Source organism: Mycetohabitans sp. B8 (genome assembly GCF_021991875.1).
Taxonomy (GTDB): domain Bacteria; phylum Pseudomonadota; class Gammaproteobacteria; order Burkholderiales; family Burkholderiaceae; genus Mycetohabitans.
On record NZ_JAHLKR010000020.1, the window covers coordinates 19822 to 43586 of the forward strand.

Here is a 23765-nt window from a genome sequence, read left to right on the forward strand (position 1 = left end):
GTCCGCGTCACTCCCCCATTGCAATTCGGTCTAGGTCGGTGCATGGTCGCTCGCCTGTGGCCGGCCGCGCACCCAAGTGTCTACCCCCGCGGGTGGGGTAGATATCATCGTCAGTCGGCACCCCGTTATAGTCGCCTGCTAGCACGACGGGCCGGCTGTCGTTGACCATCGTCGCCGCATGTTCGATCAGCTTGTCAAACCAGGCGAGCTTGTAGTCGAACTTCGGGCTGGGCTGCGGATTGCCGTTCAGCAAGTACAACGTCGCAATCAGCAAGCCGGCGACGCTGACTTCCAGGTACCGGCTATGCGTGTCGGCCTCGAAGCCGGGCAGCGCCCGTCGCATAGTACATGGCTGCTCGCCCCGCGCCAGGATTGCCACGCCGTTCCACGCTGCCTGGCCGCGCCAGAGCGCGCCGTAGCCGGCCCGCTCCAGCTCGCTTGCCGGAAAGCGCTCGTCGGGTGTCTTCAGTTGCTGCAGGCAGCCCGTGTCAGGCGCCTTGCGCTCGAGCCATTCCAGCAGTTGGCCGAGTCGTGCCCGCAGGCCGTTGAGGTTAAAGGTGGCGATTTTCAATGGTCGGGTACTTCGATGGCGCGCACCCCGCTAGCCCAGCAAGCCTCATGCCGATCCGTCGTTGTCGTGCGCTGCCGCCGCAGCGCGTCACACCGCGCGGCGGCGCGCACCCGACAAGCGAAACGGCCACGGCGACCTCGATAAGGCGCCGCGCCGCATGCCGACCCAGGATTTTGCCGGATTCGCCAACAACTATGATGGGCCAAGGCTTGGCCTGTGGCGTTCCGCCTATTACCGGGCGGTAAGCTACCTATCAGTTCGCGATCCTGTTCGGCAAACGATTCGCTTGCGCCATCAGCTGAGATTTTTTAACCGACCTCAGCACACAAAATTTCTGATATCTCCATTGCTATGCTCAGATAACGGCTTGGTATTCAATAGCCGCGACTACACCGCGCTAGTAAGCGGTTAGGGGCGACGCCAGCCGTTCATCATGCCACATTGTCTGCGGCAAAACGGCATGGTCGAGCGCGTGATACGCACCCTCAAGGAGCAATGCACGCATCGCCACCGCTTCGAGACCTTGCAGCACGCGAGCCGGGTCATAGACGACTAAATACAGTTCTACAACCACCGGCGCTTGCTCAGGCGCTGGGCATGCAAACGCCCGTACAGGCGTTCAATTGAGCAGCCTGATGTGTGCCCATTGTGCTAGGTCATTACAGTAACGCTGTATCGACCATTGGTTGGCGGTTGAGCGATATTCGTTGTCGATCGTATAGCCGCCGGCCATTGGGAATATCCAATATAAATGGCGGAATCATTGTTACGGCGTCTCATAACATAGAAGAGCGCCGTTGCGGTTGCGGTTGCCGTTGCCGCTTGGTTTTTCAAGTCTGGGGAGGAAGCGATGACGATCTTTGGTGTTATCGTAAGCAAGCTGCTGCGTAACGCGAAGCCGGATGCGTGTATCGTTTCGCTGGAACCCGCGCCGGACCCGGCGGCGGCTACGGTGTCGACCGACGCGCCGATTCCGGTGCCGACACCGCTGAGTGGCGTCGATGTCGCCGCCGTGCTGGATGCACGGGTGTGCGAGGGCGGGCATGCGCTGGATTGGCGGCGATCTTTGACCGACCTGTTCGCCGCGCTGGATATCGACGACGGCCTTGCGCAACTCAGCCAGCTTGCCGGCGAATTGAGATGCGACGGCCCGATTGACGACCCGGCGACGATCGAGCGGTTGCACGGCAAGTTGATGCATGCGCTGGCCGCTAATGGCGCAAAAGTCCCCCCGCCGTTCCATTGAGCGGCGCTTTGTTGTGGACCTTGAAATTGATTGACAATGCTCATGACATAATCTAACCGGACGTTGCCGATAGAATGTCGGCTTCGCGATGGCAGCTAGGGCGTCGCGTTTTCCTCCTTGTCACGATTTTCCATATGTATAAGAAAGGCGCTGTTGTCGAGATTCAATTCACCGCCAACCGGCTCAACGACCACGTAGGAGAGCCTTACTGGATCGACCTGGACCCGGACGAGGCGGCGGCTCTGTATCGGCAATTGCACGCCAGGTTTGCCAATGCGACGCCGCAGGCTCAACCGCTTATCGTATCGTTAGACGCACCGGCGGCCGGGCACGGCCCGGCAGGGGACGCATCATGTCAGGCGGGCCTCGCTGCACGGCTCGATACCGCCGCAGCGGTGCAGCCGGCTTCGGCGCAGCCCGACGTGGTCGCGTTTCGACAATGGGTCTGCGTGATCTGCGGCTGGGTCTATGACGAGGCGCACGGCGCGCCAGACGATGGGCTCCCGCCAGGGACCCGCTGGGAAGACGTGCCGGCCGATTGGCGGTGCCCGCTTTGCGATGTGGGCAAGGCGGACTTCGCGATGGTCGAGTTCTGAACCGGTATCAGTCAGTGTCACGGTTCACTGGTATGCGTCGAGGATGCCGGGTAGGCTGGCATCGCATACTTTGCACAGCGTGGCTGGCGCCGATCGTGGCCGATCGGCGCGGTCGCCATACAGGCGTGTCGTTCTGTGTCATGGTCAACAATAAATGGGTCACGTACTTGCGATGCTTGTATCCCCTCTACACGCAAGCGCCAACTTCATGTCCAAGTCGCCTCGAGATCCTGCCTAGGCTTTCGCTGAACCGGCCCGGTGGCCGCTTCACGCAGCAGCAGGTGCGGGCTCCGTCAGCGAGGGTTAGGGTTCCTCGCCTGGCAGCCCAGGCAACGTCATGACAAAGCGTGCGCCGCCGAGCTCGCCTTGCTCGAGCCATACGCTGCCGCCGTGCAGCAGTGCGACGCGCCGCACGATCGCCAGTCCCAAGCCGAAGCCGCTGGTTTGCCGGTCGCGGTTGGAATGCAGCCGGTAGAACGGCTCGAATACCCGTTGACGATCTTCGATGGGGATGCCTGGGCCGTCGTCCTCGACAGCAAGCTGCAGCGCGCCATGCGCGTCAGTCGTTGCGCTCAGCATGATGTTGTTGCCCGCATAGCGCAGGCCGTTGCGCACCAGGTTCAATAATGCGCGGGCAACCAGCTTCGGATCGCATACGTGCCGCTGTGGCGCGCCCTGCGTCGATACCGACAGTGTCAGCCCTCGGTCGTCGACGTCATGCGCGACGCTGCCGGCGACGCTGTCGAGCAGTTCGCCGACCGCCACATGCATCGGCGTCTTGTGCGGCGCCCACTGCTCAAGGCGGCATAGCGTTATCAACTCGGTCACTAAATCGTCGAGCTCCCGCACGTCGGCGTGCAGCGCGTCGTGGCGCTCGCGCTGGCGCTCAGGCGAGTCTGGCGACGCAAGCAGCGCCAGCCCAAATTCGAGCCTGGCCAGCGGCGTCTTCAGCTCGTGCGAAATACCGTACATCATGTCACGCTGCTGCAGGATCGAGGTCTCGATCTGCTCGGCCATCTCATTAAATTGCCGCGACAACGCATAGATGTTCGACTTGCTGGACACCTGGGCCCGCGTGGACAGCTTGCCTGTGCCGAATGCACGAGCAGCGGCCTCAAGCTTGCGCAGATCGCGCCAGTGGTAATGAATCCATGCCCCGACGGCCAGCAGCGTGGCGAGCGCGATGAACCCGTATGCGTAGATCTGGATGTCCAGATTGGTCGGCTCCTCCGGATTGGCGTGCACGATCATGCCGTCCGGCAATGGCATGTAGTAGTGATTGGTATCCATGCTCATCACGATCTTGCCGGCACGCAGTTCGCTCAACTGCCGCCCGTTGAGCAACCGCTCGACGTCCTGCCATGTCATGAAGCTGAAACTTTCGCTCCCATGCTTGCTCAGTTCGCGTAGCGCCGCGGCGCGCTGATCGCCGGCGTGCCGCGCGAGATAATCGGTCAGCACGAACGCGTAGGTGGACAGCGAATTGCGCGCCTGCTCGCTGGCGCGCTCATGAAAAATGCGAACGAACGACACGTTGACCAATGCGATGGCGGCACCCGCGACGACGATGACGGCCAAGTACAGCTGGATCAGCGAACGAAGCATTGACTCCTCCCACGCGAACGGGCTGAATCGGTAGCCGCGTCCCAGATGGTCTTGATCTTGCACGGCGCTGACGTAGCGTCTGCGAAGCGTCGCCTGAGTTGTGAGATGCTGGAATTGACGGAACGGTCCAGTGCGTCGAATTCGATGCCGCGCAGTGCATCCAGCGCGACGTTCCCGCGCCGGACCCCATGGACCAAGGATTTGTCGCTGTCGAGGATCTCGCGCACCAACTGCGCGAGCGGGTCCTCATCCTCAATTAGCAGGACCTGATGTTTAAGCGGTACGTCTTCCATGGTCTTTTTTGTGTCGCACCGGCCGATTCTATCCGGCCTAGCGGTGCCATGGATAGTGCGCAGATAGCCCAGGACAACCCGTTAAACTGGGACACAAATCTGCACAACTTCAGAATAGAGGTGCAGTCGGCGATCTTAGACTATTGTTTCCATCACAACCTTTTTGCTGACTCGCGTACAAACGTCTACTCTCCCTGGCGTTGCCGCTGGCCACGTTGCCTGCCGCGCCACCGACTCATGCCGAGCACATCTATACGATCATGGTTGGCGGCGGTGTAGACTATTCGCCGTTTCACGCTGGCACGTACCCCATCTGGGCGTTGTCGCCCATCAGAAACGCGTGGTTGGCGTCGGCGACCGCGCGCAGGTAGTGCCACAGGGACGTGACGCGGCGCAGCTTGCGCAAATCCTCGCGGCAGCATAGCCAGAAGCGACGCGTGACGAATACTTCGTCTACCAGCACGGGCATGATCGCCAGATCGGCCTCGCGCTTGGACAGGCTCACGAAATGCGGCACCGGCAGCAGGTCGATCGAGATGTCGGGATGGTGCGCGCTGAAGCGTGCCAATTGCGGCGACAAGAAAAAACAGCCGTCACGCGCGCAGCACGCTCGCGATGGCGTCGGCGACCACGCCGACGTTCTGCTCGTTCAGGCCCGCGACGCACATCCGCCCGGAGCGAACCAGATACACGCCGTGCTCGGTGCGCAGCCGGTCTACCTGCGCGGCGCTCAGCCCGGTATAGGTGAACATGCCGCGCTGTCGGATATAGCGCGACAAGGCATCGTCGGCGACACGGCCCTGCAACCGTTGGTGGATCGCCTGGCGCATCGCGGCAATGCGCTTGCGCATCGACGCGAGCTCGGATTGCCACGACGCGCGTAGCGCCGGCGTGCAAAGCACCTTGTGTACCACCTTGGCGCCGTAGGTCGGCGGATTGCTGTAGTTCGCCCGTACCGCGCCGGTCAGCTGCCCGAGTACGCGCGTTGCCTCGTCGGCGGATTGACACACGACGCTCAGGCCGCCGCAGCGCTCGCCATACAGCGAGAAATTCTTCGAGAAAGAGTTCGCGACCAGGCATGATAGGCCGCGCGCGGCCAGCTCGCGCACCGCGAAGGCGTCATCGTCCAGATCCGTGCCGAAACCCTGGTACGCCATGTCGACGAACGGCAGCAGCTCGTTTTGCTCGATTAGCGAGATGACGTCGCGCCATTGGTCGCGGTCCAAGTCGGCGCCGGTCGGGTTATGGCAACACGCGTGCAGCAGCACGATGTGGCGCTTCGGAATCGCGCGCAACGCATCGAGCATCGCGTCAAAGCGCAAGCCGCCGGTGGCGCCATCGTAGTACGAGTAGGTGTTCACCGTGAAGCCGGCGCGCTCGAACACCACGCGGTGGTTTTCCCAACTGGGGTCGCTGATCCACACCTGCGCGTCGGGGAAGGCGCGCCGCAGGAAATCTGCGCCGACTTTCAGCGCACCCGAGCCGCCCAGCGTCTGTAGCGTTGCGATGCGCCGAGCGGCGCGTGCGCCGCACGCGTCGCCGAACACCAGTTGCTGTACTGCGTCGCGATACGCGGGCAGTCCCGACATCGGCAGGTAGGGGCGGGGTCCGTGCTCGCCGGCCAGCGCCTGTTCCGCATCGCGTACGGCAGCCATGACCGGCAGCTTGCCCTGTGCGTCAAAGTAGATGCCGATGCTCAGATTCACCTTGTCGGACCGGGAGTCGACCTGAAAATCCTCATTGAGCGTCAAGATCGGATCACCGGGAAACGCTTCGACGTGCTCGAACATGGAATATCCTAAAAAGGTAAGACGTTACCGCCTGGAGGTCTCGCCAGATAGCGCCAACGGCGCACCGGGCTGGCGAAAGCGATAGCTTACCGCCAACACTGCCAGCCAGACAGGAATGAGGTAAACCGACAGGCGCAACGGTGGCGTGCGGTACATCACGATCAAGATCGCGGCGAGGAACGCCAGGCACAGATAGTTCGTGAACGGATAGCCGACGCTGGCGAAGTGGCTCGTCTGGCCGGTCCTGCGCTTGTGCTGCCGAAAGCGCAGGTGGATGATGCTGATCATGGCCCAGTTGATCAGCATCGCCGATACCACGAGCCCCATCAACAGTTCAAGTGCCTGGGCCGGCATCACATAGTTAATGACCACGCACACGCCGGTGATTGTCGCTGACACAGCGAGGGCGGCGACCGGCACGCCGCGCCGGTTCACCGCGCCGAGTGCGCGCGGCGCGCTGCGTTGCTGCGCGAGCGCGTACAGCATCCGACTGTTGCTGTAGACCCCGCTGTTATAAACCGACAGCGCGGCGGTTAGCACCACGACGTTGAGCACGGTGGCCACCACGTTGCTGTTCATCGCGTGGAAGATCATCACGAACGGGCTGCTGCCGCTAGCGACCTTCTGCCATGGATAGAGCGACAGCAGCACGGTGAGCGCGCCGACATAGAAAATCAGGATCCGGTAGACGACCTGGTTGGTGGCGCGCGGAATACTGTTGTGTGGATCGTCGGCCTCGGCAGCCGTGATGCCGACCAACTCCAGGCCGCCAAACGAGAACATGATCACCGCCATCGACATCGCCAGACCATTGGCGCCGTTCGGGAAAAAACCACCGTGCTGCCACAGGTTGGCAATGCTCGCTTGCGGGCCCGCCGAGCCGGACAACAGCAAGTAGGCGCCGAATATGATCATGCCGGCGATCGCGGCCACCTTGACGATCGAGAACCAGAATTCTATCTCGCCGTATGATTTGACGCTGCCTAGGTTGATTGCGTTGATTAGCACGAAGAACACCAGCGCCGAGGTCCACGTCGGCACGCTGGGCCACCAATATTGGATATAGATGCCGACCGCCGACAACTCGGCCATACCCACGAGGATGTACAGTACCCAGTAGTTCCAACCGGACAGGAAGCCGACGAAGCGGCCACAGTACTTGTCGGCGAAGTAGCTGAACGAGCCGGCGACTGGCTCGTCGACCACCATCTCGCCGAGTTGCCGCATGATTAAAAAAGCGATGCCGCCGGCCAACGTATAGCCGAGCAGTACCGACGGCCCCGCCATTTGGATCGTCTGTGCGATGCCTAGGAACAAACCGGTGCCGATGGCGCCGCCCAGCGCGATCAGCTGGATATGCCTATTTTTCAAACCACGCTTGAGCGCGGTATCTGTATTGTCTGCTACTGCCATGCGTCCCTCCATTCTTGTGGAATCAGGTGTGGTGCCGCGTCGATGGGGTTATGGGCCGGCCTTGCGGCCCCTGGAATTCAGGCTGAATTTATCAATTGCGCTAGGTAATAGTATTACGTGACTCGCCGAGTTAACCCATTGCTTAGGCTATAAAATTTTGTGTTTTGCGAAGAACAGAACATCAAAGTGCAGAGACTCGAGCTCGATTGTACGGATCGCCAGTTATTGAGCGTACTACAGGAATAGGCGCGGGCTTCAAACTCGGATCTGGCTGAGACGATCCTGCTGTCGCCGGCGCAGACACTGCGTCGCCATCGGCACCTGGCGGAACTCGGCGTGATCAAGCGGTACGAGGCCCGCCCATGCGGCGCGATGACGATTGCGCCGGCCAGCGAGTTAGGAAACGCGATCGAGCCGCCGTCGCTGTGCCCAATGAGCCACATCCGTGCACGCTCGGCCGCGTCGATGCCCAGTGCATCGAGCAGTGACGGCAGCACGTCGCGGGCCTGCTCGTTCCACATCGCCACGCTGCCCAATCCCTCATGTAAAAATACCGCGATCGGCGCGTCGTGACGCGTGCGGTTCAGCCAACGATACTCGATTGGCAGCGTGCCGTGCGTCGCGCCGGCGGGCAGCGTTGTCAGTGCGCCATCGGCGGTGACTTGGCCTGCTGTGCCGGTCTGAGCGGTGTGTGCCTTCGCGGAGCCTGCGCAATGATGCATGAAGACCTCAGGATTGTGCTCGCAACTTGAAGCGTTGGATTTTACCTGTTGCGGTCTTCGGCAACGCGTCGACGAACACAATTTTGCGCGGAGACTTGTGCGGCGCGAGCCGTTGCTTGACGAATGCGCGGATTTCGTCGGCTAGCGCATTCGAAGCACTCACGTGAGCCTTGAGTAAGACGAACGCGCGCGCTTTCAGCAAACCGTCACGCTCGACGCCGACGACGGCGGCCTCCAGTACCGCCTCGTGATGCGCCAGCGACATTTCGACCTCGACTGGCGAGACGTACTGGCCGCTGACCTTGAGCATGTCGTCGCTGCGGCCTGCGTACACATAGCGGCCGTTGGACTGGCGGCGGAATTTGTCGCCACTGCGCAACCAATCGCCAAGGAACGTCGTACGGGACTTCTCGCGGTTGCACCAGTACATGAGCGCTGCGCGGGGGCCCTTATGAACAGCTCGCCGATCTCGCCGTCCGCGACGGGCGCGCCGGTCTCGTCGCGTAGTTCGACCTCGTAGCCGGGTACTGGCGTGCCGGTGGTGCCATATTCGACGTCGCCCGGCCGATTCGACAGGAAAATATGCAGCATTTCCGTCGAGCCGATCCCGTCGAGGATCTCGCAGCCGAAGTGCGCGCTGAATCGCTCGCCAATCGCCTTGGGCAGCGCTTCGCCGGCGGACGTGCAGATGCGCAGCGCAACCTGCTCGCGCGCGGGCAGGCCAGCATGTTCGCGTACAGCGTGGGCACGCCATAAAAGATCGCGGCACGATGCCGCACGAGTCGTGCGAACACCGCGTCTGCACTGGGGCGTTCGGCCGTTAGCACGGTGGTCGCGCCGACCGAGAGTGGAAATGTGATTCAGTCGCCGACGCGGCGCCCCATGCTGCGATGGGACGGTAAATTCGACTGTTGGCGAACGCGCTCAATCCGTCCAGACATGACGACCGGGGAAAATTGACCGTTGTGCGCCGACAGCGGAACGTATGGCTTTTACTGACTGTCTGTTCATTGCCGGGGCGGCGAGCCTGCGGCATCATTTGAAGGAGAATCATGAACAAACAGGAACTCATCGATGCGGTCACAGCGGCGACCGGCACCAGCAAGACCGCGATCGCCGATACGATCGATGCGATCATCGGCACCGTGACCACGATGGTTGCCAACGGCGAAGTCGTACAATTAATCGGATTCGGCACGTTCGGCACGGGTGCCCGGGCGGCGCGTATCGGCCGCAATCCGGCCACGGGGGCGCAAATGCAGATCGACGCGGCCAAGACTATTAAGTTTACCCCGGGCAAGGCGTTTAAGGACGCGGTGAACGCCTCGTGACGCCGCGCCGCGCCGCGGCAGGCATGTCACCTGCGCTCAATGTCAAAATAGCTGCCTGTCCAGGCTGGACAGGTTGGCCCATTTGACCGTGCTTGTCAGCGTCCGTCCCGTTTCATCGATCGATTCGATCATCGCGCGCTGTCCACGGGCTTCGGCGAGGACGCGCACGATCCGCTGTTGATAGCGCATCAGCGCGCCGATGGGCGGACATTCGATGTTCTTTCGTCTGTAGACGGGCTTGGGCATACGAGCGAGGACGCGAGCAGACAAACGCGGCCGGATTATCGCACGAATACGGGCGGGCGCTGCCGCCCGCAGCGGCGGCGCCCTCAGCCTGCACCGCCGGGTACTTTTCCTGCAGCGAATGGGCGAGCGCCCAATGCATGATGAGCAGAACGCGAACAAGGCACTGCAGGTGGCCGATCGCGGCTACGTATTGGAAACCGGCCGCGTGATGCTGGCCGATACCAGTGCAAATCTGCTGGCCAACGAACGCGTCAAAAGCGCGTACCTTGGCGGCTGACCGCGGGGCATTTCCGCGGTCCCACCCAACGGCACGGCTACGCCCAACGGCGTGGCTGCGTCGCCGGGCCGGGGCGGCTACGAGTCAGAGCCGATAGTCTCCCGCCGCCTCGGGCTGGAACACGATCTGCTCGACCTTGAGCGTTTGAGGTGCCCCGCTGGGAGGCGTCACGCGCAATTCATCGCCTGGCGTCGCGCCGAGTAGCGCGAGACCGACCGGCGAAAACACGTTCAACCGTCCCTGCGAGAAGTTGGCGTTCGGCGGGTAGACGACGGTCCATGTCATGCGTTCGCCGGACGACGGATTCGACAGCGTTACAGTCGAATTCATCGTGACGACGCTCGGGTCGATGTCGGTGGCCTCGACCACGGCTGCGCGCTCGAGCAGGGCATCGAGCATCGTCTGGTAGCCGGATTGCGGGCTCGCTTGTGCCGCATGGCGCTCGAGTCGGCCGACATCGGTTTCTGTCAAATAGCAGGTCTTCATCTCGTTTCTCCAACGCAACGACAAATCAAATGGTTGGGTGCGCCCGGTACCCGCCCAGGCAGCGGCTGAAACAGGGGGCCGCTCAGTGCGAGTGCCGGGCCAATGAAAGCGGTGCCGCAGCGATGTATCGGAGCAGGTCGGTACCGGGTCGGTCCGTGCGGATCGCGCGCGCCGCTGCCGCCGCACGCATGGCGCGGCGACGTCGCAAAGGCATGGGAAGCAGGAACACGCGCATGGCGGGTCTCGACCGGAGAACGGGGAATGAAGAGAACAACATGATGCTATCACAGCGACAGCGTGCCGTATCAAGTAGCCCGAAGGCGGTATCGTTAAGCGTGCACGCTGGTGTGGAGCCCCGAGCCCACGGACATGCGCGATCAGCGTCTCGAGCTCGCCGATGATATCGTCGAATTCTCGAGTGCCGCCCCAGCGCACGAGGACTTCGCCGGCGCTCGCCTCAGCGGACCACGCGCTAGGGCAAACGGCGCTTGCGGGGCCTCGGAGTAGAGCAGTCCATAGGCGTTCTGCGCCTGCTCCATTGCAGCCGGAACATGCGCTGCAGCAGCGGGCGTGGACCGGCCAGCGCGACCACCACTGCGCGCTGCGGGAGCGGCTATAGTTGGGCGGACAGGGGCCTGGTGGCCGGCAGACCTAGGCGTGGTGTCGCACGCGGACAGGGGGTGTTCAGAATGGAACACCGATGCCGCGTGGAGCAGCGCGCGCGGCTGCTGCGCTGCGGCGTCAATTGTCGGTCCGTGAACCGGACGCGCCCGCCACACCGGGCATTTTGCGATAGATCGTATTGCGCGATACCCCGAGTGAGCGGGCTGCAGCCGACACGTTGCCGCCATGGCGCGCAATGGCGGCAGCGATTGCACAGGCCTCGACGTCCTGTAGCCGCACGGGTGGCGGCAATGGCGCGGAGCCGCCGCACCAGGTGGCATCCAGGGCGCCAGCCGCGGCATGCGCATCGCTGCTTGCCCGACACAGGTCTTCGAAGAAATCGTCCGGCAGATGCTCGCGCCGAATCACGCCGTCATCTTCGACCATCGCGGCTGCCGTGCGCAGTAAATTGCCCAACTGCCGGAAGTTGCCGGGCCACGTGCATTGCTCAAACAGCTTCATCACGTCACTGGCCACACTCAGCGGCGGTACGCCGGCGGCGCTGTGCGCCGACTCCAGTTGCAGCATGCGTTGCACGACCGGCGTGAGGTCGGTGCGCTCACGCAGCGGTGGCAATTTGACGACTAGCCCATTGAGCCGGTAGTACAGGTCTTCGCGGAAGCGATTGTGCGCGATCATCTCCCGCAAGTCGCGATGAGTGGCGCAAACGATTGCGATGTCGACTGGGATTGAGCGGTTGGATCCAAGGGGGTTGACCACGCGCTCCTGCAATACGCGCAACAACCGGACTTGCAATGGATACGGCATGTCGCCGATCTCGTCGAGAAATAGCGTGCCGCCGTCGGCCTGCAGCAGTTTGCCATTCGAGCCTTTGCGCCGGGCGCCGGTGAACGCGCCTTCCTCGTAGCCGAACAATTCCGATTCGATTAATGTCTCCGGAATCGACGCGCAGTTCACGGCAATGAACGGCCCATCGCGGCGCGGTGAATCGTTGTGGATTGCCTGCGCGAGCAACTCTTTGCCGGTCCCCGTCTCGCCGTTGAGCAGAATCGGGATGTCCTTGCCGAGCACCTTGCGGACCTTGGCGATCACCGAGGCGACTTGTGGGTCGCCGGTATCAAGGTGGCTCAGCCGCGATTGCGCCGCCGGTGCTAGGGGAGCCGGGCGGAGCGTGCTCCGCGTCGTGGTGCGCAACTTGAAGCCCGCGTCATGCGGCGACGCGGCCGGAGCGCCCGGCGTGCGCCTGAAGTCGACTCGCGCGCGCACTACCGCGCCGTTGTGCAGATTGAGTGTCAACCATTGCCCATCGTGATGGCGTACCGTATCGATCAGTTGCGCGCTGGTCAAGCCGAACAGCGATGACAACGTGTGCGCACGCAGCGCGCTGAGCGGCAGATTCAACTGAAATTGCGCGCTGCGGTTCGCGGACAGGAAGCGGCCATCGCTGGTGAACGCGGCGATGCCTTCCATCAACGTGCCGAGGAACTCCGCACGCGCATGGAACGCGACCTGCAGCGTCTCGCGGAAGGTGCTGGCGAATAAATGATTCTCGATCATCTGCACCGACATTTTGGCCAGTGCCATCGTGTGCTGATGATAGCTGCGATAGTCGCCCGTTACATCCAGCACACCGATCAGATCGCCGTACGGGTCAAGGATTGGCACGCTTGAGCAGGTCAGGAACTGGTTAGCTGCCAGATAGTGTTGCTTGCCATGCACGACGATCGGACACTGCTCGGCGATCGCGGTGCCGATTGCGTTGGTGCCCTGCCGGTCCTCGGCCCAATTTGCGCCAGGGCGCAGGGCGACCTTTTCAGCGCGCGGCAGGAAGTCATCGTCGCCGATGGCGTGTAGGATCAGCCCGTGCGCGTCCGTCAACACAATCATGCTTTGCGTGTTGATGATTTGTTCATGCAACGTTTCCATCACCGGCATCGCGTGCGTGCACAGCATTCGGTTTTGCTCGCGCTTCACGCTAAGTTCGGGGCCGCTTAGCACATGGTAGTCCGGGCGTGCCAGTTCGCGTAATCCATAGGTTTCGGAGCGCTCGCGTGACTTCTGGATCGATGGGGTGAGCCAGCCGAACTTGCCCGGTTGCGGGGCAGTAGCGGCATAACGAGCATTTTCTGCCATGATCTCCTCCGTGTGCGATGCCGGTCATATCGCAGGAACGTCGGGCCGTAAGTTTATGCGACTTCCATGCCGAAGTTCGGGTGCGGCATCGGCTGTCGGATCGCGTTTATCGCGGGCCCGGGAACGCGAGGCGTAAACGGTACCGCGAAAGCGGCGTCCGCGCCAGTGGCGGGCAATTGGGTAAAACCCATGACGCGTCCCAGGCATGCCACGCACGCTCATTGGCCATTTTTGCGCTTGAGCGCTGGCTTCAAATGAAGTCGAATGATCGGACGAGTTTTATGACCGGAAAGACGGCATGATAGACGGCGGAATGCACTAGGGCGCAGCGTTGCTGCGTCCGGCCAGGCTGTACGCTATGTGCGGATCGCTAGTTGCGGAACGAGTCAAGCGACAGGCCCAGTTCCCCGGCCAAGTGCGCCACCATAGCCTCCAATTGGGTGACCTTGTCAGCCAGATGTCGATGCTCGAGCTTCAATCGCTCGAGGTTGTCGTGCGGGCCGCCGGTTTGGGTGTGCCCGGCGGTCCGTCGGCCGGCCCGACAGGGACTTCGCCGCACAGCAGGTGTGCCCAACGGCTCTCGCGTTCGCCCGGTGCGCGCGGCAACTTGACCACGCGCGGCGGTTCGTGACCGGCCAACTCGTCCAGGAATGCTTCAACCGACGAATTGTCGGCAAAGCCATGCAACCGTGCCGTTGACAGCCTCAGTTCGGCACATGTTTGCGGGCCTCGCAGCAGCAACGCGGTGAGCAGTGCTGCGGCTTGCCGCGGTAGGCCCAACACGCGTTCGAGGTTGTGCTCGAAGCGCGGCACGCGACTGCTGCTCGACTCGATGATCAGGCTCAAGTGCTTCAGGCCATCCAGTGCCGCGAGCACGTCGGTCTCGCCGACGTCCATGAGCGGCACGCGCGCGGTTTTTTGGTTGCAGCCGGACGTGAGCCCATTAAGCGACAGCGGATAGGTGTCAGGCACGGTGTGTTGCTTCTCGAACAACACGCCCAGCACACGCGCTTCGAGGGGCGTAAGGGGGCGGATCGTGCGCAGGCGTGGCGTGTCTGGATTCGGGGACATGGTCGGCATCGTAGCGGTTCGGACAGGCCCAGGATTGTCGCCTAAAACGCATCGTCGCAGAAGGCGTGGCCCGCCGCTGAGAGGGGATAGCATTGTCAGCTTGGCGCGCTCGTGGGGCACCCATAGAACAAAATGCGGCCATGCGTCGGCAATGCGGATCATCGAGCATGACTTCTTTCTTGCGCGCTTGGATGGTAGAATGCGCTCCGCCCTCTCCCGGGGTGATGAAATTGGTAAACATAGCGGACTTAACAATTTGAGTGCACGGCTGGAAACGGCCGATGTAGAACCCTTCAAATTCGGCGAACCCCCTGGCGCATGAGCCGAGGCAACGCCGAGCCAAGCCGGTCGGGCCCTGCTGGGCCTGGCGGGAAGGTGTAGAGACTAGACGGAGGGCGCCTAATGCGCGATACCGCGGTAACACGAGCGGCGCCGCGCGATGGCGAAGGCATAGTCCAGCGCACGAACGCTGACCATCGCGAGGTCGGCGGCGCCGAAAGGCGTGGTGTGAAGAAAATCCGCCGCTTCACGGCTTGCCGGTTCGAGTCCGGTCCCCGGGACCACGAATGATTCCAACGATTCTGGCGCTTCGTCATTGTGTGGCGTCACACCAGCCGCGTAAGCGCAAGGCCAGCTTTGCGTAATGATCCGCATGCCTAGCCGGCGATCTCCGTTACCATCCTTGCCCGCCGTGACGCTTATTGGTCGATAGGCTGCCTGTCGTTATGCTGTCGTTTGCGCCATTCGCGACGCCTCGTCGTCACGACTCAGTAGTGCAGTAGCCATCCTGTAGCGCGACGTGACTGGGCAACGGCTTAAACCCTCAAGGTGTGGCGTTTCAACACCGCACGCCTTTGCATGCATGTTGCCTCGAATGAAGCGTCAATGAGCTTCGCTTTACGGGTGCGCACTGTAGCAATGGGGCGGTCACCAACGCATTGCGTGGGACCCTAGCGGTGGGGCCGGGCGCGAGGTTAGGGACGTGCGTTTCAACGGTACTGGCGCCAGTTCGATGGGCGGACCTGGCCGCGTCCGGCTCGACGGTCATAGTCGTAAAGCGGTTCTCACAGGATACCGAGTCGACGCGGGCGGCGCGCGATACGGTGTTTCTCTTCCAACGATACTAAGCGAGCCGTTCGCCGTGCTATGTTCGTTGCCGAACTGAATGTTTCGGTGGGCCGCGCTAGCCGTTGCCCGAGCCGACGCGGCGGGTTTCACGAGCGAAGCGGGTTGCGGCTGGCGGCCGGCAGGCGGTGTAGGGGGCTAAGCCGTGCCGCCGCGTATGGAGCGGGTCGGGGATAGGGCGGGATCGCGACGTTAGGGCCGTGGCGAGCCTGCCCCGGCGCGGCCACTGGGATGCGCCAACGATGAACTGGCCATGATCGGGGCGGTGGCGGGTGGCGTGGCCGCCTGAGTATTGGCGCGCGGATAACGATCGTGTTCTTCTGGGGCGGTATCGTCGCGCGCGGTACGCGCCAGCGCGCGCAATTGGGCGAGCGCCACATGCATCTCTTCCAGCGCAGGATCGACTGCGGGCGTCGCCGCCGCAGTCCCGGTCGTGGATACAAAGTTTGAGCGCAGTGGCGCGTCGTCGAGGCTCAGGTCGGCAATCAGCACCACGGCGGCGACCGCGGTGCCGATACCGGCCATCCAGTGCGAACGTGGTGACACGTCTCGCGTGGCCCTACGCGCATGGGGCACCCTGCGCGCGTTGCGTAGGCACAGGCGTATCCACTTGCTCCACCGCCACCGTGGCGCTCGTCGATGGCTGCCATGGGGCTGCGGCGCAATACGGCACATACCGGCATGCAGTGCAAAATCGTATTCTGCGCGGCGTAACGGGTGGGTCAACGCGGCATAGGCGTCGTTGATCCGCTGGAATTCCGCTTGTGCAGAGTGTTCGCGCCCGCGATTGCGGTCCGGATGCCACTTCATAGCTGCACGCCGCCACGCCACCTTCAACTCGGTGGGCGTTGCGTGAGGCGTGACCCCCAGGATGTCATATAACGTTTTCATCGCGGAGTTCTTTGTCGGTACGCCGCGCCCGTTGCGTACCGAGGGTTTTACGGATGCGGAGCACGAACGTCTGTGCGCAAACGTACGCCGATACATTGGCTGCTTCGCGCGATAGGCCTGCACTTCGCACGGTTTCTCCCTGCCCGCCGTGGACTGTTGCTTAATTCGGACGGCCTGAGCGGTCTATCGGACACGCTGGGTAGGAGAAATGTTTCGAGTGGTAACCCGGGATAGATGAACCAGCATAGCAAAAACGAAGCGGACGATTGCAGGTGTCGCGAAATGGGGCCTTTGCGGCACGAACGCGCCAATGCCATATCGGATCAATGCCCTATCGGATTTTCGTCAGACTGCCCAGATACAAAGATTTACAAACCGTCGGCGCCCGTAACGCTTCGACGCCATAATGACGCCGTGCTCGCTTACTATGGATTCCGTCTCGGCGAGGCTTGCCCGACCGGCATTTTTTTACCGGACTTTGCGCAAGTCAGAATCCGATGACTGACAGGTTTCAGCGATTGGACGCGCGAGCACTGCGTACCGGCCTGGCCAGTCACAAGCAATGTGAGGCGGTGATGTCCGAGCGTGGAGCCCCTGTGTGCCGCAGGCCGTGTGCTAACCCGGATTGTCGGCCCGTTTAGGGGGACATTGACGTGACGCAACGCTTGCTGCGGACTGAATTTTAGTATGCAGTCCGTGATAATGGCGTGGCTGTCACGCCGAGTATGGCCGCGTGCGGGATCAGGGCGATGGTACGCTCAACGATGAACAGGTTCGCCGGGGCAGGGTGCCACGCGCTATCCTTCCGATAAGGGGCAGAGTGAATGAACAGCGGACACAAGCGGCAACTCGTCTACGTGACGCGGTCAGCGGACCGTGCACTACAGCGCTTGCTGGCCCGACATGGATGGGCCGTCTCGACGTGCGATACGGCGCGTCAGGCCGAGCGCCTAGTGAACACCACCAGTGCACGCGTGGGCCTCTTTGACGTCAGCAGCGGCTTTGATGATGCGATCGCGCAGTTCGAGCCGGTGCTGCTTCGCCCAGACATGATGTGGGTGGCGACGCCCACGGCCGCGCAATTGGCGGCGGCACATGTGCGCCGATGTGTGCGCAGCCATTGTTTTGACTTTGTGGCGATGCCGGGCCCCGCGCAATTGGTGGTAGACGTGGTCGCACGCGCGTACCAGATGGCCGAGCTCGACGCGGGAGACGACGCGCCGCGTGCACACGGCGAGATGATCGGCGACTGCGAGGCGATGCAGCAATTGTTCCGCGTGATTGGCAAGGTCGCTAATACTGACGCACCCGTGTTGATTTTTGGCGAGTCCGGCACGGGCAAGGAGCTCACGGCCAAGTCGATCCACGATCAGTCGATTCGTGCAACGGGGCCGTTCGTTGCGATCAACTGTGGCGCGATCCCGCCTCATCTGCTGCAATCCGAGCTGTTTGGCTACGAGCGGGGGGCGTTCACCGGCGCGAATCAGCGCAAGATTGGCTACGTCGAAGCAGCCAATGGCGGTACGCTTTTTCTGGACGAAATCGGCGATCTTCCGCTCGAGAGTCAAGCGGGCCTGCTGCGCTTTCTGCAGGAGCGCACCATACAACGCCTAGGCGGACACGATGCGATTTCGGTGGATGTGCGAATTATCTCTGCCACGCACGTTGACTTGGAGGCGGCGGTGCGCGTGGGGCGCTTCCGCTCAGACCTCTATCATCGATTGTGCGTGCTTAGGCTCGAAGAGCCGCCGCTGCGCGCTCGCGGTCGTGACATCGAGTTGCTTGCGCGGCGCATGTTCGAGCGCTATCGTGGCGACAGTCCGCGGCACATACGCGGCTTCTCTGCGGCGGCGCTTAACGCGATGTATCGTTATTCGTGGCCGGGCAATGTGCGCGAGTTGATCAATCGAGTGCGCCGCGCGATCGTGATGGCTGAGGGACGGGTGATCACGCCCGCGGACCTGGAGCTGGAGGATGTCCTCGAGCAACGGGCGCCGACGCTGGCAGTCGCTCGCGAGGAGGCTGAGCACCGCGCGATCGAAGGGGCGCTTGCGCGTCATCGGAACCGACTTGCCGGTGCCGCGCAGGAGCTCGGCGTGTCACGCGCCACGCTGTACCGGCTGATGCTCGCGCACGGCATGCGCACGCGCCAAGGCCGAGATGATACCCAGCCAGAGTCATCGCGCGCCGTGTCGTTGACGCTCGCAACCGGCCGAGGGCTGAGCGCTGACGGTCGGGCCACACTGGCTCGCGCCGCGTCGGGCGACGCGGCGCATTCGGCGCATCCGCCGGCGCGGACATCGAGTGACACTGTCTGCGCGGAAGACGCGGTGGGACGCGATTTCGATCCCTACCGGTCGCGTTCATTGACAAAAGTGCGGGCTGAAGCCACGTCGCAACGCGCGCATCGACGCAATCCATGGCTCCCTGATGGCCCGCATACCGGCGCTGATACGCTGCCCAACCCCGACGAACGTAGCTGGCACCCCGTTTTTGATCTTGCCGGTATTGGTCGCCGCACGATGCTCGACGAGGCATTGAACGACACTGCCAAGGACTTCCGGCTCTTGCAGCGCAGTTGACGCACTGTGGCGCTTGGCACGCGCCGTACGTGCGTGCCCGGTCCCCAGGCCGGCGGTGGCGCTGCAACTTTGTTCGCAAGCGTACTGAATGCAATGCCTCTCAACGGATTAAATCGGTTCGATGATGAATAAACCTTCAAGAGGCAGCCTCTGCCGCCGCGAGTAGCGGCGCCGGACCGTACCTGGGGACACCATGAATAGCAAGTTGCGAGAAATTCTTGCCCAATGGGCCGACCTGGACGTGCCCATCGCGTCCCTGTCCGACGATGCCAGCCTGTATGATGCCGGCATGTCGTCGCTGGCCACCGTCAAGATCTTGATGGCGATCGAGAACGCCTTTAATGTCGAAATTCCGGATGAGTGGCTCACGCGCGAGTTGTTCACGAGCGTTGCTTGGTTGGGCCAGGCGATCAAGCAACTCCAGTCCGACGAGGCAGCTGCATGATGGTGGCGCCCGGGCGGCAGAAAGCGGTCACGATCGTGCGGGGCCCCACACGGGCGATGCCGGCCCGGGTCAGTGGCGTGGCCCGCCCGAGCTCACGGCGATGGTCCGGGCCGGTCTCGGCCGAACATGCCCACCTGCAGCCGCTGCTGTGCATTGCGTCCGAACATGCCACCGACGTGGATCGCGACGCGCGCTTTCCCACCGAGGCGCTGGGCGCGCTACGCGAAGCAGGCTTGATGTTATCGCTGGTGCCGGCGCCGCTGGGCGGAGCCGCAACATCGCTTAAGACCGTTGCAGGTATTTGCGAGGCGCTGGCGCGCGCTTGTGCATCTAGCGCGATGATGTTCGCGATGCACCAGGCGAGCGTCGCATGGCTCATTCTGCATCACGAAGCGCATGAGGCCAATCGCACATTGCTGCAGCGATTGTGCGCCGAACAAATGCTGTTCGGCATTGCCGGCATGGCCGACCCCGCCCCGGTGGCGGGCACCGCTGGTGGGCCCGGGCCTGCATTGCTACGGCACCATGCGGCGCAACTCACGCTGGTGATCGACGGCACGACGATCCCGTATGGTGCTTACGCGGATGGCCTGTTGCTGCCGGCGGGCGAAGACGGATTCGTCGCCGCGCCCAAGGAGCAGTACAAGCTGGAGCGGCGCGAAAGCTGGGATGCGCTCGGCATGCGAGGGTTGTGCAGCGACAAATTCCGTGTGGTCGTCACGGGCGAGCCGGGCCAGATCCTGCATACGGCGCGGGATGACGCAGGCAGCCTTCATGCGATTGTTCAATTGCTGCACAGCGCCGTATGGGTCGGCATCGCCGCTAGCGCATTGGAACGAGCGCAGGCTTACTCAAGGGGGCAGGGCGAGGCCACGCACGCGTTGATGCCTGGCGCCGCGCGCCTTGCCGAGGCCAATGCGCTGTTGCAGAGGATGCGCGCGCATCTGGGCAGCGCGCTGGAGCAGGCCAGCAGCGGTTCGAGCGGTTTGCCGCCGCGGGGTCTTACCTTCGTTGACGAAATACAGGTGTTGAGGACCGGCGTATCGAGAAGCGCACGGGCGCTGGTCAACCACACGATGATGGTCTGCGGGATGGACGGCTATCGCAACGATACCGATGTCAGTGTCGCGCGGCACCTGCGCGACTTGTACGCTGCACCGCTCGGGCTGAGGTCTGCCCGCAATGCAGCCATTTCTCCCACCTCTGCCTTCGACGCCACGCCGTCGAGCGATATCCTCCCCGATTAATCCCCCGTGTGTTGCGCGGCACGCCGACGCGCACAGGGTTCGTGCGTTTCAAACTGTAAATTCAGTGTCGATGGTGTTACATCGACGAAACGGATTCCAATCAAAAGGGTGGCGTCTTGGCCATGACCGGTAATTATTACGGGAATCCGGCGGTTGCGCTTTTGTATTTTTTTAAATTAATAAATTTTATTAAAAATCAAAAATTTGTGAGTGATATGTGGGGTGGCGAACATAGACCGACGCCGGCTGGGCAATTCAAATGTGAAACGGTTTTGTGCGTTTTATCGCACCGCGTTCCGAGCGTCGATTCGGTGCCTCGACGGGGTGTGGGTGGACGCCAAACGCGTCTTAACCCGCGCGCAGAAAAGGAATAAGCGGTCAGACGCATGTTTTGAGCCGAGTCACACGGATGGCGCGATGCAACATCGGATGTGTCCCGCGATCCCTAATGTGTTCACCCATGCGACGCTTTTGGGCGGCGCGGCGGCGGCGCGGCGGCGCGCGCCACGCGCAGCCCTTTATCAATCAAGGACTTCTGGCCTAGTGGCACATAACTCGCTGAATCAAGGTCATGTCCCCTCGAGAGGGCGACACGGCAACGTGACAAAAAACGTTCAACAGGTTGCGGATCCGAGGTCGAGGTAAAGATTGCAGAGGTTGCAATTGTCCTTGAATCGTGATCAGCGAAATTCGACGGACACCACGCTGCATTTGCGCAGCATAGCCAACCGGAACACGAATATGCTCTACCCCAGAGATGATCTGCATGCAAACCACTTGCTCGGCGCCTTGACCCAGGAGGACTGGCGATCGCTCGAGCCGCACCTCGAGTTGGTTCGTGTCAAAAGCCCGCAACTGCTTTGCGACGCCGATGAACCGATCCGGCACATGTATTTCCCGACGACTGCGGTGATGTCGATGTTGTACCTGATGGAGGACGGCGCAACGGTCGAGGTCGCGGCGATCGGCAACGAGGGCGTAGTCGGGGTACCCGTGCTCACCGGCGGCGGCACGATGCCCAGCCGTGTCGAAGTGCGCAGCAGCGGTTTTGCATATCGTGTGCCTGCCAGCGTGTTCCGAAAGGAGTTCGAAAAGTCGATGGATATTCATCGGCTGATGCTGTTGTACATCCAGGCACTGATGACGCAAATCGCGCAAAGTGCGCTATGCAACAGACACCATTCGGTCAATGAGCAACTCTGTCGCTGGATCTTGCTTGCGCATGACCGTTTGGTCACGGACGAGTTGGCGGTGACCCAGCAGATGATTGCGAACATGCTGGGGGTACGTCGCGAAGGGGTGACCGAGGCGGCCGGCAAACTGCAGGAAGCAGGCTTGATCAGGCAACGCCGCGGACATATCACTGTGCTTGACCGGCATGGCCTAGAGACGCGGGCATGTGAGTGCTACAGCATGATTCGCCGAGAATTTGATCGACTGTTGCCGCGTGCCCACGATGTCGTGGCGCTGGAGCGCTCGCGCACGATCGCGCCGGCCGACGCACGTGCACTGCGCACGCTCGGCTGCGTCCGTGTGATGCAACCCGCCTAAGCGTTCGCGCGGAGAAATTCACCATGCTAGGAATCGTTGCAAGGCTCTTGGACGTCTTGCTCGTTGCGGCTGGCGCATGGCTGGCGCATGCGTTGCGCTACAACGGCTCATTCGACCTGACCGACGCGGAGCGCGCGCTGGTGGCGCTCTCGTGCACATTGACGCTACTGGTCTTCCCGCCACTGGGTATCTATCGCTCGTGGCGGGGGCAGACACTGTACCGATTGTTGTCACGCGTCACGCTTGCCTGGTTCGCGGTGGTGGTGCTCGGCTTGTGCTTCATCTTCACGCTGCATCAAAGCAACGACATCTCGCGCTTGTGGCTGGGCACGGCGGTGTTGACCTGCGGCGCGTTGCTGCTCGCGGGTAAGTTGTTTATCCAGGCGATATTGCGCAAGGTCCGGCAAGGTGGAAAGAACCAACGTTCGGTGATCATCGTCGGCACCGAGAGCTATAGCCGGGCCGTTCTTGATCAGATGCACGCGGCGTCGGAGGCCGGTTTTTGGCCAGTGTATGTGTTCGACGACAGCGGCACGGTGCCTGTGGCGTGCATTGGCGGCGTGCCGGTACTGACGGACTTCACGCAACTGGCCCGCATCGTGCGTGCCGGCGGCATTGATGAGATGTGGCTTGCGTTGCCGTTATCGCATGAACGCGCGATCCAGCGCATCGTGCGTGAGTTCCGTCACGATTTCGTCAACCTGAGGTTCTTGCCGGACGTGCGAAGCATGACGCTGTTCAGTCAATCGGTCACTGAGGTGTTGGGCATGCCGGCGATCAACTTAGCGGCCAGTCCGGTCTCTGACCCGCAACTGTGGCCCAAGTGGGTGTTCGACCGGTTGTTCGCCTTGGCGGTGCTGGTGCCTTTATTGCCGCTGTTCATTGTGTTGGGCATCGCGGTAAAGCTCTCGTCTCCCGGCCCGGTGCTGTTCAAGCAAAAGCGCAAAGGCATCGATGGACAGGAGTTCGAGATTTTCAAATTCCGCACCATGCGCGTGCACCAGGAGCAGCATGGTGTGGTGCGCCAGGCTTCGCGTCATGACTCGCGCATCACCAAGGTCGGCGCGTTCCTACGCCGCATGTCGTTGGACGAGTTGCCGCAATTTCTGAACGTGCTGCTGGGCCACATGTCGGTGGTGGGTCCGCGACCGCATGCAATCGAACACGATGACCTATACAAGGACTTGATCGACGGCTACATGTATCGCTACCGCATCCGCCCGGGGATCACCGGATGGGCTCAAATCAATGGTTACCGCGGTGAGACCCGCAAAGTAGAAAAGATGGAGACAAGAGTCAAGTTTGATTTGTTCTACATACAAAATTGGACATTTTGGTTCGACATCAAGATCATCTTGATCACGCTGGTGAAGGGTTTTGTCGGCCGTAACGCATTTTAAACCGTACCGTTCGATGAGCCGCACGTCGGTCCGTTCCGGTGACCCGGCGCATTGCTGCTAGATGAAGTGGAAAGAAAATTTGCGCCAAGGCCATGCGCCACGCGTGTCACGCGTTGGCTC

The 23765-nt window shown here is 62.1% G+C and carries 16 protein-coding genes and 7 pseudogenes; 10 read left to right on the forward strand and 13 right to left on the reverse strand.

The genetic code is table 11. The annotated features are described in order from the left end of the window. Nucleotides 1-30 precede the first annotated feature (30 nt). Nucleotides 31-571, reverse strand: a pseudogene (locus KQH60_RS12730) (exodeoxyribonuclease III). 460 nt (nt 572-1031) lie between these two features. Here KQH60_RS12730 and KQH60_RS12735 point away from each other — a divergent pair. The 3 genes from KQH60_RS12735 (at nt 1032) to KQH60_RS12745 (ending at nt 2413) form a co-directional block, all read left to right on the forward strand. Then, nucleotides 1032-1127 (forward strand): hypothetical protein, encoded by a 96-nt coding sequence (locus KQH60_RS12735; protein WP_237576860.1) that lies wholly within the window; start codon nt 1032-1034, stop codon nt 1125-1127. Between the two features lie 294 nt (nt 1128-1421). After that, nucleotides 1422-1817 carry a DUF3597 domain-containing protein gene (locus tag KQH60_RS12740; protein ID WP_237576809.1) on the forward strand — a complete coding sequence of 132 codons (396 nt, stop codon included), beginning with the start codon at nt 1422-1424 and terminating at the stop codon, nt 1815-1817. A gap of 134 nt (nt 1818-1951) precedes the next feature. Continuing rightward, a complete protein-coding gene (locus KQH60_RS12745; RefSeq protein WP_237576810.1) occupies nt 1952-2413 on the forward strand; it encodes a rubredoxin in 462 nt (153 codons plus the stop codon). Nucleotides 2414-2716: 303 nt separating this feature from the next. Here the strand turns inward: KQH60_RS12745 and KQH60_RS12750 are convergent, their stop codons facing one another. The 7 genes and pseudogenes from KQH60_RS12750 to KQH60_RS12780 form a co-directional block, all read right to left on the reverse strand. Beyond that, entirely contained in the window at nt 2717-4018 is a 1302-nt protein-coding gene (locus tag KQH60_RS12750; RefSeq protein ID WP_237576861.1) for an ATP-binding protein, read from the reverse strand. A gap of 3 nt (nt 4019-4021) precedes the next feature. Continuing rightward, nucleotides 4022-4173: pseudogene (locus KQH60_RS12755) on the reverse strand (winged helix-turn-helix domain-containing protein); the annotation flags it as partial. 430 nt (nt 4174-4603) lie between these two features. Continuing rightward, nucleotides 4604-4903, reverse strand: a pseudogene (locus KQH60_RS12760) (hypothetical protein); the annotation flags it as partial. A gap of 1 nt (nt 4904) precedes the next feature. Beyond that, on the reverse strand, nt 4905-6101 hold the full coding sequence (locus tag KQH60_RS12765) for an amino acid aminotransferase (protein ID WP_237576811.1): 1197 nt from the start codon (nt 6099-6101) through the stop codon (nt 4905-4907). Nucleotides 6102-6125: 24 nt separating this feature from the next. Next, complete coding sequence (locus tag KQH60_RS12770; RefSeq protein ID WP_237576812.1) at nt 6126-7514, reverse strand: amino acid permease; 1389 nt, start codon at nt 7512-7514, stop codon at nt 6126-6128. 113 nt (nt 7515-7627) lie between these two features. Continuing rightward, nucleotides 7628-8236, reverse strand: coding sequence for a lipase family protein (locus KQH60_RS12775; protein ID WP_237576813.1), 609 nt, complete (start codon nt 8234-8236; stop codon nt 7628-7630). Between the two features lie 7 nt (nt 8237-8243). Next, nucleotides 8244-9108, reverse strand: a pseudogene (locus tag KQH60_RS12780) (benzoate-CoA ligase family protein); the annotation flags it as partial. Nucleotides 9109-9288: 180 nt separating this feature from the next. Here KQH60_RS12780 and KQH60_RS12785 point away from each other — a divergent pair. Next, the gene (locus tag KQH60_RS12785) at nt 9289-9567 is read left to right on the forward strand and encodes an HU family DNA-binding protein (protein ID WP_237576814.1); all 279 of its coding nucleotides are present in this window, start codon (nt 9289-9291) and stop codon (nt 9565-9567) included. A gap of 42 nt (nt 9568-9609) precedes the next feature. Here the strand turns inward: KQH60_RS12785 and KQH60_RS12790 are convergent, their stop codons facing one another. Then, nucleotides 9610-9813, reverse strand: a complete 204-nt coding sequence (locus tag KQH60_RS12790; protein WP_237576815.1) for a hypothetical protein — start codon at nt 9811-9813, stop codon at nt 9610-9612. A 142-nt stretch (nt 9814-9955) separates the two neighbouring features. Here KQH60_RS12790 and KQH60_RS12795 point away from each other — a divergent pair. Beyond that, a pseudogene (locus KQH60_RS12795) lies at nt 9956-10090 on the forward strand (branched-chain amino acid ABC transporter ATP-binding protein); the annotation flags it as partial. An 84-nt stretch (nt 10091-10174) separates the two neighbouring features. Here KQH60_RS12795 and KQH60_RS12800 read toward each other — a convergent pair. From KQH60_RS12800 to KQH60_RS12815, 4 genes and pseudogenes are all read right to left on the reverse strand, one after another. Next, on the reverse strand, nt 10175-10576 hold the full coding sequence (locus KQH60_RS12800) for a GreA/GreB family elongation factor (protein ID WP_237576816.1): 402 nt from the start codon (nt 10574-10576) through the stop codon (nt 10175-10177). A 741-nt stretch (nt 10577-11317) separates the two neighbouring features. After that, on the reverse strand, nt 11318-13333 hold the full coding sequence (locus tag KQH60_RS12805; protein ID WP_237576817.1) for a sigma-54-dependent Fis family transcriptional regulator: 2016 nt from the start codon (nt 13331-13333) through the stop codon (nt 11318-11320). A 370-nt stretch (nt 13334-13703) separates the two neighbouring features. Beyond that, nucleotides 13704-14404 (reverse strand): annotated as a pseudogene (locus KQH60_RS12810) (YceH family protein). 1317 nt (nt 14405-15721) lie between these two features. Continuing rightward, entirely contained in the window at nt 15722-16420 is a 699-nt protein-coding gene (locus KQH60_RS12815) for a J domain-containing protein (protein WP_237576818.1), read from the reverse strand. An 824-nt stretch (nt 16421-17244) separates the two neighbouring features. Between KQH60_RS12815 and KQH60_RS12820 the strand changes: the two are divergent. The 5 genes and pseudogenes from KQH60_RS12820 to KQH60_RS12840 form a co-directional block, all read left to right on the forward strand. Next, nucleotides 17245-18576 (forward strand): annotated as a pseudogene (locus KQH60_RS12820) (sigma 54-interacting transcriptional regulator); the annotation flags it as partial. A 619-nt stretch (nt 18577-19195) separates the two neighbouring features. Then, nucleotides 19196-19447 carry an acyl carrier protein gene (locus tag KQH60_RS12825; protein ID WP_237576819.1) on the forward strand — a complete coding sequence of 84 codons (252 nt, stop codon included), beginning with the start codon at nt 19196-19198 and terminating at the stop codon, nt 19445-19447. Continuing rightward, nucleotides 19444-20694 (forward strand): acyl-CoA dehydrogenase family protein, encoded by a 1251-nt coding sequence (locus tag KQH60_RS12830; protein WP_237576820.1) that lies wholly within the window; start codon nt 19444-19446, stop codon nt 20692-20694. Before KQH60_RS12825 ends, KQH60_RS12830 begins: the two co-directional genes overlap by 4 nt. A 741-nt stretch (nt 20695-21435) precedes the next feature. Beyond that, the gene (locus KQH60_RS12835; RefSeq protein ID WP_237576821.1) at nt 21436-22245 is read left to right on the forward strand and encodes a Crp/Fnr family transcriptional regulator; all 810 of its coding nucleotides are present in this window, start codon (nt 21436-21438) and stop codon (nt 22243-22245) included. A gap of 23 nt (nt 22246-22268) precedes the next feature. Further along, complete coding sequence (locus KQH60_RS12840) at nt 22269-23645, forward strand: undecaprenyl-phosphate glucose phosphotransferase (protein WP_237576822.1); 1377 nt, start codon at nt 22269-22271, stop codon at nt 23643-23645. Nucleotides 23646-23765 lie beyond the last annotated feature (120 nt).